10 protein-coding genes are annotated in these 9,790 nt (G+C 45.4%); all 10 read left to right on the top strand.

The window, feature by feature from the left end; translation table 11 throughout:
• Positions 1-194, top strand: a 194-nt coding sequence (locus PUQ60_RS10945; protein WP_273417181.1) for a TnpV protein, incomplete at its 5' end; no start/stop codon positions are given.
• A 51-nt stretch (positions 195-245) separates the two neighbouring features.
• Positions 246-677 (top strand): VanZ family protein, encoded by a 432-nt coding sequence (locus PUQ60_RS10940; protein WP_273417180.1) that lies wholly within the window; start codon positions 246-248, stop codon positions 675-677.
• 88 nt (positions 678-765) lie between these two features.
• Positions 766-2,520, top strand: coding sequence for a phospholipid carrier-dependent glycosyltransferase (locus PUQ60_RS10935; protein WP_273482995.1), 1,755 nt, complete (start codon positions 766-768; stop codon positions 2,518-2,520).
• A complete protein-coding gene (locus PUQ60_RS10930; protein ID WP_273381137.1) occupies positions 2,493-2,876 on the top strand; it encodes a hypothetical protein in 384 nt (127 codons plus the stop codon). The genes PUQ60_RS10935 and PUQ60_RS10930 overlap by 28 nt, the downstream gene beginning before the upstream one ends.
• Positions 2,877-2,996: 120 nt before the next feature.
• Positions 2,997-3,431 (top strand): hypothetical protein, encoded by a 435-nt coding sequence (locus PUQ60_RS10925; RefSeq protein WP_273381139.1) that lies wholly within the window; start codon positions 2,997-2,999, stop codon positions 3,429-3,431.
• Positions 3,432-3,709: 278 nt separating this feature from the next.
• Entirely contained in the window at positions 3,710-5,140 is a 1,431-nt protein-coding gene (gene purB, locus PUQ60_RS10920; protein ID WP_273417178.1) for an adenylosuccinate lyase, read from the top strand.
• Positions 5,133-6,050 carry a LysR family transcriptional regulator gene (locus PUQ60_RS10915; protein WP_273381143.1) on the top strand — a complete coding sequence of 306 codons (918 nt, stop codon included), beginning with the start codon at positions 5,133-5,135 and terminating at the stop codon, positions 6,048-6,050. The genes purB and PUQ60_RS10915 overlap by 8 nt, the downstream gene beginning before the upstream one ends.
• Positions 6,051-6,260: 210 nt before the next feature.
• Entirely contained in the window at positions 6,261-7,541 is a 1,281-nt protein-coding gene (locus PUQ60_RS10910; RefSeq protein ID WP_186854882.1) for an adenylosuccinate synthase, read from the top strand.
• 395 nt (positions 7,542-7,936) lie between these two features.
• A complete protein-coding gene (locus PUQ60_RS10905; RefSeq protein ID WP_273381146.1) occupies positions 7,937-9,211 on the top strand; it encodes a PD-(D/E)XK nuclease family protein in 1,275 nt (424 codons plus the stop codon).
• A gap of 124 nt (positions 9,212-9,335) precedes the next feature.
• The gene (locus PUQ60_RS10900) at positions 9,336-9,710 is read left to right on the top strand and encodes an MmcQ/YjbR family DNA-binding protein (RefSeq protein WP_273381147.1); all 375 of its coding nucleotides are present in this window, start codon (positions 9,336-9,338) and stop codon (positions 9,708-9,710) included.
• The last annotated feature ends 80 nt before the right edge of the window (positions 9,711-9,790 follow it).

Genomic DNA, 9,790 nt, shown 5'->3' with positions numbered 1-9,790 from the left:
AATTGTGGACATATCTTGCAGACCTGAACGAACAGGCACAGGAACGGTTAGATACTATCATGGAGCAGATGAAAGCTACCGAGGGCGTGACCGAAGAATTAAAGCGTACCCATCAAATGGAATGGGTGCAGCGTTGCAATAACATTCACAATCGGGCAGAAGAAATTATTTTGCATGAGATGATTTATGCATAACGGTATGGTAGAATGATTATGACAAATTCTGAGTTGTGGAGGTAGAAAAACATGCATAGAATATATAGTGCACTTATCGAAATTGTTGCGGCAGCTGTTTTTATAATTCCTATTTGGTGCATATATAACAAGTTATGTTTTCATAGCTGGAAACGAACTATTATTTATATGGTATTTGGGTTTTATTTTACTGCAGTCTTAGCACTTGTAGGCTTTCCTAATATAGCATCTCTGAAAATTGATTTTGCAGTGAACATTATCCCGTTTTTGGATATGGTTTCGGATTTCATTAATGCTTGTTTGAATATACTTTTATTTGTTCCATTTGGTTTCTTTTTGCCGATATTGTGGGATAAATTTAGAAACATTAAAAATATTGCCTTAATGGGATTTATAGTTACAAGTTTAATTGAAATATCACAGATTTTTACTTTTAGAACCAGTGATATAAATGATATTATTACAAAAATGTCAGATTCCTGAATCGAGAGTCGAGCTGGATGAAGCAAAAGCGGCACGCTGCGCATCAAAACGAATGACGGGGAGTGAAAAAATAGATGCCGGGAAGAGCTTGGGAATAAAATCTTGTGAAAAGAACACAGAGTCGGAAAAGACCGGCGCGCCCTGGTCCGGCCGTGACTGGTGTATGGCAGCAGGATTGACAGTTCTCTTTGCTGTGATGGCATTTGTGAATCTTGGAAGCATGAAGGCGCCGCAGACTGCGTATGAATTTGAAAAAAATGATAGCCACGGAAATGAGATGGTGCTTCGGTTTGATGGAAGTGTGACTATCTCAGAAGCGCAGGTTTATCTGGGTGGAAAGGAGAAGAGACATTTTGTATGCTCGGTTCCGAATGCCGAGGGAAATGGCTGGGATGCCATCGGGGAAGAGACAGAATTGTTATCTGTATACTGCTGGAATCCAGTGGAAATTCATTACCGCACTTACGAACTAGGGATCGTGTCGATGGATGAGAGTGCAGAGGTTCTGGAAATCGTTCTTCTGGATCCGGATGGAAATCCGATCCTTCCATCCAATGCAGATGATTATCCAGAGGCATTTGATGAGCAAGAATTGTTTCCGGCGGATACAACCTATGAATACCAAAGTATGTTTGATGAGGTTTACTATGCCAGAACGGCAAATGAGATAGTAGAAGGGCGTACAATTTATGAGACAACGCACCCACCGCTTGGAAAATGGTGGATGAGTCTGGGAATCCGCGTATTTGGAATGACGCCGTTTGGATGGCGGTGTGTATGCGCTCTGTTTGGCATCCTGATGGTGCCGGTCAGCTATGCGTTTATGCGGAAAATCAGCCGGAGTACATGGATTGCCTCATTTGCAGCACTGTTGATAGTCTTTGATTTCATGCATTTTACATTGTCAAGAATCGGAACCATTGATGTGATAGTGGGGTTTTTTATCCTGCTTACCTTTTATCTGATGTATCTGGTGCTGGATGACCTGAAAATGGGATGCAGCTGGAAAACGGTGTGTCTGATGATTTTAAATGGCATGGCAGCTGGAGCGGCGATGGCATCGAAGTGGACAGGGGTATATGCCTGCGCGGGGATTGCAGTCCTCTTTTTTACATTTTTGTTCCAGGAATATGGGACAGCTGCGGCACGGACCAGAAAGGGAATGTCTGGACAGGCGGCGATAAGTTACCTGGCGGGGCTGTCTGTCATCTGTATCGCTGCATACATTTTGATTCCGGCAGTGATTTACGTTGCATCCTATCTTTCTTATGGAAATGGTATGGGAAATGGAAATGTTTTCCAGACTATGTGGGAAAATCAGCAGCTTATGCTTCATTACCACGAGGAAACGGTGTTTGAACATCCATATGCCTCTGAATGGTATGAGTGGGCCTGGATTAAACGACCGCTTCTGGATGCATACACGTCGCTTAAGTCCGGTAAAATCAGTGTGGTTTCAACTTTTGGAAACCCGGTAATCTGGTGGTCGGCAATTCCGGCGCTATTTTATAATATATACCTGTGGCAGATTCGACAGGATAAAATAGCGGGATATCTGTGCATATCTTATGCTTCCATGCTGTTTCCGTGGTTATTTATCCACAGAACCGTGTTTATCTATCAGTATTTTGCGTGCAGTATGATACAGATTTTAATGCTGGGAAATTGTCTGCGTTTTTTCTGGGAAAGAGATCCGAAACGAACCAGGAAAGCAGCGTTGCTGTATCTGGCAGCAGTGATCGGCGCGTTCCTTCTTTTCTATCCGGTGCTGTCTGGATATCCGGTAAAACAGGAATTTGCCGAGCAGTGGCTGGAATGGCTGGAAGGTTGGGTGTTGTCATGAAAGAAAAAAAGAGAGACTGGGCGATCAGCGCTGGCTTTCTGGGGGTGCTTTTGACGGCTTATGTGATAAATTATAGATTTGGTTTTCTGGAAATTCTTGATTTTCATATCGAGAAAGTAAAGAAAGCATACCCAGCTTATTTTGGCACCTATGACCGGATGGGTGAATTGACTGCATGGTTGAATAAAATCGAAAATCTGTTCTGTATCGGACGGAATGGACAGCATCGCTACAATAACATGGATCATTCGATGATGACAGCATTTTGTGCAGTGGATCTCCTTCTGGCGGGAAGTACGGATAAAGAGCATATCTGGAGTGTGAATACAGAAAAAGCGTATCATGAGAAAAAATAAACTGCCTGAAAACCACAACTTTCAGTTCGGAAAAGCCCTGCCTGTGAGCCGCATCATCTTTACAGATTTTTTTCTATTTGTTATAGTAAAAATGGAGAGGCACCTGCGGGAGGAATGCAGATGTCAGAGAAACATAGAAATGCACAAAAATTAATGCCGCAAAGCAGAAAGCTGCTTAAATATCAAAAACGGAAGATTCGCCGCTATCTGAAACGCGTTCGCTGGCGGAGGAAGCGGAGGCAGAGGTATTTTCTGTATGGACTTGCACTGGCTGTATCCATGTACCTGGCGAGTATATGGAAGATGCGGGAACGGATCTGGTCGATCCGAGAGATGGATGTGATCGAGTATGAGCTGCCGGAGGGGGAAAGAGCAGAGAATGGGGCGGAGGAAGCGCCAGCAGACCGGCAGGAGAAGAGAACAGTTGAACGGAAAAATGCCGGGGAAACATACGGAGCAACAGAAAAAACGGGAACTTCCACGAAAATCCGTCTGCATCTGAAGACCGGAGAGCTGGAAATCCTGCACGAACGGGTGGAATCAGAAGGAGAGTGACTGTTTGCGGCAGGAAAAACGTTTGGCCGGGCATGAAGGATGAATGGAAGAGCAGGAACGGTTACTGTGGCAAATTCCGTCACTGGGCATGTATGCGTGAACAGTAACCAAGAACGAAAGAGCTGCAGCCGGAACAGCGAAAAGTGATTGATTTTGAAAAGTGCCTGTATTATAATTTGCAGGTAGGATATTGAGAAAATGTGTCGGTGACGCCTTCAAATGACTGCGAAAGAGACTATTTTCCATACCCTGAAAAAAGAAAGCGAGGTAAATTAGCCATGTACGACAGATATGTAAGCCCTCTTTCCGAGCGCTATGCAAGCAAGGAGATGCAGTATATTTTTTCTCCGGACAAGAAGTTCCGCACCTGGAGAAGACTCTGGATTGCGCTGGCAGAGACGGAGAAGGAGCTTGGCCTTCCGATTACGCAGGAGCAGATCGATGAATTGAAAGCACATAAGGATGAAATCAATTTTGATGTTGCTAAAGAGCGTGAGAAACTGGTGCGCCACGATGTTATGTCCCATGTGTATGCGTACGGCGTACAGTGCCCGACAGCAAAAGGAATCATCCATCTGGGTGCAACTTCCTGCTACGTAGGAGACAACACCGATATCATCATTATGACAGAAGCCCTGAAGCTGGTACGTAAGAAACTGATCAGTGTTCTGGATGAGCTGGCTAAATTTGCTGATAAATATAAAGCACAGCCGACCCTGGCGTTTACTCATTTCCAGCCGGCACAGCCGACCACCGTCGGCAAGCGTGCAACTCTGTGGATGATGGAGCTCAAGCAGGATCTGGATGATCTGGATTATGTGCTTGGATCCTTACGTCTCCTTGGCTCCAAGGGAACAACCGGTACACAGGCAAGCTTCCTGGAGCTCTTTGATGGGGATCATGCAAAGTGCCGCAAGATAGATCAGATGATCGCGGAGAAGATGGGCTTTGATGGCTGCTATCCGGTATCCGGACAGACCTATTCCCGTAAGCAGGATACACGTGTATTAAATGTTCTTGCCGGTATTGCACAGAGTGCCCATAAATTCTCCAACGATATCCGTCTTCTTCAGCATCTGAAAGAAGTAGAAGAGCCTTTCGAGAAGAATCAGATCGGTTCCTCCGCTATGGCATATAAGAGAAATCCTATGAGAAGCGAGCGTATGGCTTCCCTGGCTAATTACGTGATGGCAGACGTGATGAACCCGATGCTGGTTGCATCTACCCAGTGGTTTGAGCGTACATTGGATGATTCTGCGAACAAGCGTCTGAGTGTTCCGGAAGGCTTCCTTGCAATTGATGGTATTCTGGATCTGTACCTGAATGTCGTTGACGGTCTGGTTGTATATCCGAAGGTTATCGAGAAACACATGATGGCAGAGCTTCCGTTCATGGCAACCGAGAATATCATGATGGATGCAGTAAAGGCAGGCGGTGACCGTCAGGAACTGCATGAGAAGATCCGTACTCTGTCGATGGAAGCTGGAAAGAATGTGAAAGAGAAAGGTTTGGATAACAACCTTCTCGAGCTGATTGCAGCGGATCCGGCGTTCAATCTGTCCTTAGATGACCTGAAAGCAGCGATGAAACCGGAGCGCTACATCGGCCGTGCAAAAGAGCAGGTAGATGAGTTCTTGGCAGAGGTAATCCAGCCGATTCTGGATGCAAATAAAGAAGATCTGGGCGTGAAAGCAGAGATCAATGTCTAAACAGGATTTACATGGAAGTGTGAATCTGGAGTATTACCGGGTATTCTGCAGCGTGTGCGAATGCGGCGGCATCACGGCGGCCGCAGAGGCACTCTGCATTTCCCAGCCGGCGGTCAGCCAGGCGGTCCGACAACTGGAGACCGCGCTTGGCTGCCGCCTTTTTTTGCGGACATCGCGCGGCGTGAAGCTGACGAGCGAGGGAGAATTGCTTCTGTCGTATGTCAGACGGGGAATTGATGCGATACAGGACGGGGAGACGATGCTGCGGCGCATGAAGGACCTGGAAACGGGCGAGATCCGCATTGGCGCGAGCGATATGACACTTCAGTTTTATCTGCTTCCATATCTGGAACAATTTCATGAGCAGTATCCGAATATCAAGGTGACGGTTTCAAACGGTCCGACGCCCGAGACCCTTGAAGCACTCTATCAGGGACACATTGATTTCGGTATTGTCAGCACACCTTTTGAGACCAAGCAGGCGGTAAAGAGTCTTCCGGTTCAGGAGATCCGCAATGTGTTTATAGCCGGACCCAAATACGCAGCCCAGTTAAAGGGCAGAAAACTTTCATATAAAGAGCTGTTGAACTGCCCCTGCATCTTCCTGGAGCGCAATACCAGTACGCGCCGCTTTATGGATGAGTTTCTGGCAAAGCGCGGGGTTCGGCTGGAGCCGGAGTTTGAACTGGCCACCAGTGAGATGATTGTCCAGTTTGTTAAGCGGAATCTGGGAATCGGCTGTCTGATGTCGGATTTTGCATCGGAGGCCCTTGGGAATGGTGAGGTTTTTGCACTGGAATTTGACGAAGAGATGCCATCCCGTGAGTTTTGTCTGGTGGCAGCTGAGAAAGCCTGGATGTCCCCGGCGGCTGCGAAGCTTTTTAATCAGCTGGCGAAGGTAACCACATGAGAAAAATAGGAGCTGCAAAGTAGAGGTTTTTCAGATCATATTGCCTGGCATATGTGTGAGCATCAATAGTATAAGTGCTAATTATGCAGCTTATAAATAATATTGATTTTACTTATATAGAAAAGTTGTGTATGATTATACAGTAAGAGGGCATGATCGTTTTTCGATCATGCCGAAAAGTATTTATATTCTTCTGAGGGAGGAAAATTCATGGTACGAGCAATAGTAGGAGCTAACTGGGGAGACGAAGGCAAGGGTAAGATTACCGATATGCTTGCTAAGGAATCCGACATCATTATCCGTTTTCAGGGAGGAAGCAACGCAGGTCATACGATTATCAATAATTATGGCCGTTTCGCACTTCACCTTCTGCCGTCCGGTGTATTTTACGGACACACAACCAGCATCATCGGCAATGGTGTGGCATTAAACATCCCGTTTCTGGTAAAAGAGCTGGAAAGCCTGGTATCTCAGGGGGTTCCGATGCCACATATTCTGGTATCGGATCGCGCACAGATCCTGATGCCGTACCATGTTCTGTTTGATACGTATGAGGAAGAGCGTCTGGGCGGCAAGTCCTTCGGTTCTACCAAGTCCGGTATCGCGCCGTTCTACTCTGACAAATACGCGAAGATCGGTTTCCAGGTCAGCGAACTGTTCGAGGACGAGGCAGCTCTGAAAGATAAAGTACAGCGTGTCTGCGAGACAAAGAATGTCCTGTTAGAGCATCTGTACCACAAACCGCTGCTGAACCCGGATGAGGTTCTGGCAGAGCTGATGGAATACAAGAAGATGGTAGAGCCGTATGTATGCGATGTATCTGCATATCTGCATGACGCGATCAAAGAGGGCAAAAACATCCTTCTTGAGGGTCAGTTAGGTTCCCTGAAAGACCCGGATCACGGTATTTACCCGATGGTTACTTCTTCTTCGACTCTGGCAGCTTACGGCGCTATTGGCGCAGGCATTCCGCCGTACGAGATTAAAGAGATCACAACCGTTGTAAAGGCATACTCCAGTGCAGTCGGTGCAGGTGCATTTGTCAGCGAGATCTTCGGTGATGAGGCAGATGAGCTTCGTCGTCGTGGCGGTGATAAGGGTGAGTTCGGTGCAACCACCGGACGTCCGAGACGTGTAGGCTGGTTCGACGCAGTAGCAAGCCGTTACGGCTGCCGCATTCAGGGTGCAACCGAAGTGGCTCTGACTGTTCTGGATGTTCTGGGATATCTGGATGAGATCCCGATCTGTGTAGGCTATGAGATCGACGGCGAAGTAGTGAAAGACTTCCCGGTAACCTACAAACTGGAGAAGGCAAAACCGGTTCTGAAGAAACTTCCGGGCTGGAAATGTGATATCCGCGGAATCAAGAAATACGAAGATCTCCCGGCAGAGTGCCGCAACTACATCGAGACGATCGAGGCAGAGCTTGGCGTACCGGTAACCATGGTATCCAATGGTCCGGGACGTGATGAGATCATTATGAGAAAGTAACTTTATAGAATCAATTTCAGCGGCGGTCCTGCATGATGAGTGCAGACCGCCGCTATTTTTGTGTAATAGGAAATTCCTTGGAATTCTCTATTACACAAAAAGGCACATTCTTTTTCAAGTTTATTCTGAAATCAGCCAGTCAATTAAATTCTTAGATTTATGCCATCATAGGAAGAGTCCATTTCGGGATTCAAGGAAAGGACGATTTTTTCGTAATTGTCATTGATTTTTGAAGAGGGAATAATTCAGGATAAGGTATGATTTGGTGTGAAGAAAGTTGGAGGGATGCCTTGGATGGAGTCTGTGAGAACCGTGTTTTTTATGGTATGATAGATAAAAAGAAATCGTTTTATAAATGAAAAGTGAGACAAACGGGAATCGCCAGAGAATGAAAAATGGAAACATATAGAGATTTACTATCGCAAATTCATACAAACTGTAAAAACATACCATTTCATAAGAAATTATCAGCCTATAACATTTTTGATGTATTAGAGATACAGAGCCGTGAAGTGATCATGTGCCGTTTTTTGACCAATCTGCTGAACCCGGAGGGAATGCATGGCTGCGGAATCCGGTTTCTGAAATCGTTTATCCGAGATGTGTTGAAAATGGATCTGGTAAGCAATACATTGCTATTGCATACGGAGGTAGTCAAAGAGTACCCGATCGATAAAGAGAGAAGAATTGATATTTTCATACGGAATGCGGAGTATCAGATTCCGATCGAGGTAAAAATCTATGCGGGGGAACAGGAAGGACAGTGTTCGGATTACTTTGAGATGGCACAAAATTCCCGATTGATATATCTAACCCGTTTTGGAACTCCGCCATCTGAGTACAGTCGGAAGAAGAAAGGCGGAGGAAATTTATTACCATTAGGGCAAATCCAGTGTATTTCATGGGCAGAAGATATCTATCGGTGGCTGGAAGGTGAATTGCAAAATTTAAAAGAGCCATTTCGGGCAGTGATGGAGCAATATTTGGATGCGGTACATAGCATAGCGGATGAAAGAGAGAAGAAAGTGGCAGATAAAGTGATTGAGGCATTGTACGAATCGCCGGAAAAATTTCTTGCCGGAATTGAGATTGAAAAATCAATGAAAAAGGCAAAGGTGCGGCTGATTCGCCAGGTGTTTGAAGAATTTCAGCAGCAGATGCAGCCGATTTTAGAAAAATATGGTTTGAAATTAGAAAAGGATAGTGGATATTATTCCTATCAGGATTCACAGCATGATAAATTTTATGATTGTTACAGCACCTATCCTGGATTGAATTATGTGGTAAAAAAGGCAAAATTTCAAAAAGCGGGTCTGGAACTCTGGTTTCGAATTGAAGTAGAACACAATTTGTTTGCGGGATTCTGCCTGTTTGATAAAGAAGCCAGCTCCAAGGATGGCTTTTCAAATGGTTATCAGGTAGATGATATAACCGATGGGCTTAAGCAGGAGGCATCCAGATATCTCAAAAAGGAAATAATTCTGCCGGAGGACTGGTGGTTTGCCTGGTGTTATCCGAACGGAAAACGCCACTGCGAAGAGGCAGAAGTGCCGGATTTTAAGCAGATGAATCCGTGTGCGGTTTCACTTGTGGATGAAACGGCGCGGAGGGAGTATGTGAAGCGGGCGTTGGCGGTGTTCGAGAGAGAGCTTTTGGGGTGGCTTTTGTAAAAGGATAAATTGTCGCTGAAACAGAATATCATAATGCACTATAAAAACATATTTATACAAACAAAAGCATTGCAAATAACAAATATATTCTACATTGAAACCGAAAGTGAGGCGTTTCACCAAAATGACAAGAGAAGAATTATTTCAATGGGTAAAACAGGAATATGGCACGGAAGCGGAATATCCGTGGAAGGATTCGAACGCAGTGCTGCGTCGGGCGGATAATAATAAATGGTATGGCGTGATTTTGAGTGTTGCAGGGAGTAAGCTGGGGCTGGAGGATGATAATATCATAGATGTTATAAATCTAAAGAGTGATCCGATGCTGATAGGTTCTTTGCGGGGGCAGAAAGGATATTTTCCGGCATACCATATGAACAAGGAGAAGTGGATCAGTGTTCTGCTGGGGGATGCGGGGCTGGATGAGCCGATTAAAAATTTACTTGCGTTAAGCTATGAGCTGACAGCGCCAAAGAAAAAGAAGAATACTTCCAAATAGGGGGGAGCTTATGTCAAACTTTGAATTTTTAACAACACTTTGCAAGAATTCTCCCATCCTCTCTAGGTGGTGAGATGAAT

Source organism: Clostridium sp. AF02-29 (assembly GCF_934835585.1).
Lineage (GTDB): Bacteria > Bacillota > Clostridia > Lachnospirales > Lachnospiraceae > Otoolea > Otoolea fessa.
Note: the sequence above shows the minus strand (reverse complement) of the source record. Positions and strands in the feature narration are given on the sequence as shown.

What these genes read in the sequence shown, in the direction of transcription:
- PUQ60_RS10940 (WP_273417180.1), top strand. Translation starts at nt 246, where the DNA reads ATGCATAGAATATATAGTGCACTTATCGAAATTGTTGCGGCAGCTGTT.
- PUQ60_RS10930 (WP_273381137.1), top strand. Translation starts at nt 2,493, where the DNA reads ATGGCTGGAAGGTTGGGTGTTGTCATGAAAGAAAAAAAGAGAGACTGG.
- PUQ60_RS10925 (WP_273381139.1), top strand. Translation starts at nt 2,997, where the DNA reads ATGTCAGAGAAACATAGAAATGCACAAAAATTAATGCCGCAAAGCAGA.
- purB (WP_273417178.1), top strand. Translation starts at nt 3,710, where the DNA reads ATGTACGACAGATATGTAAGCCCTCTTTCCGAGCGCTATGCAAGCAAG.
- PUQ60_RS10915 (WP_273381143.1), top strand. Translation starts at nt 5,133, where the DNA reads ATGTCTAAACAGGATTTACATGGAAGTGTGAATCTGGAGTATTACCGG.
- PUQ60_RS10910 (WP_186854882.1), top strand. Translation starts at nt 6,261, where the DNA reads ATGGTACGAGCAATAGTAGGAGCTAACTGGGGAGACGAAGGCAAGGGT.
- PUQ60_RS10905 (WP_273381146.1), top strand. Translation starts at nt 7,937, where the DNA reads ATGGAAACATATAGAGATTTACTATCGCAAATTCATACAAACTGTAAA.
- PUQ60_RS10900 (WP_273381147.1), top strand. Translation starts at nt 9,336, where the DNA reads ATGACAAGAGAAGAATTATTTCAATGGGTAAAACAGGAATATGGCACG.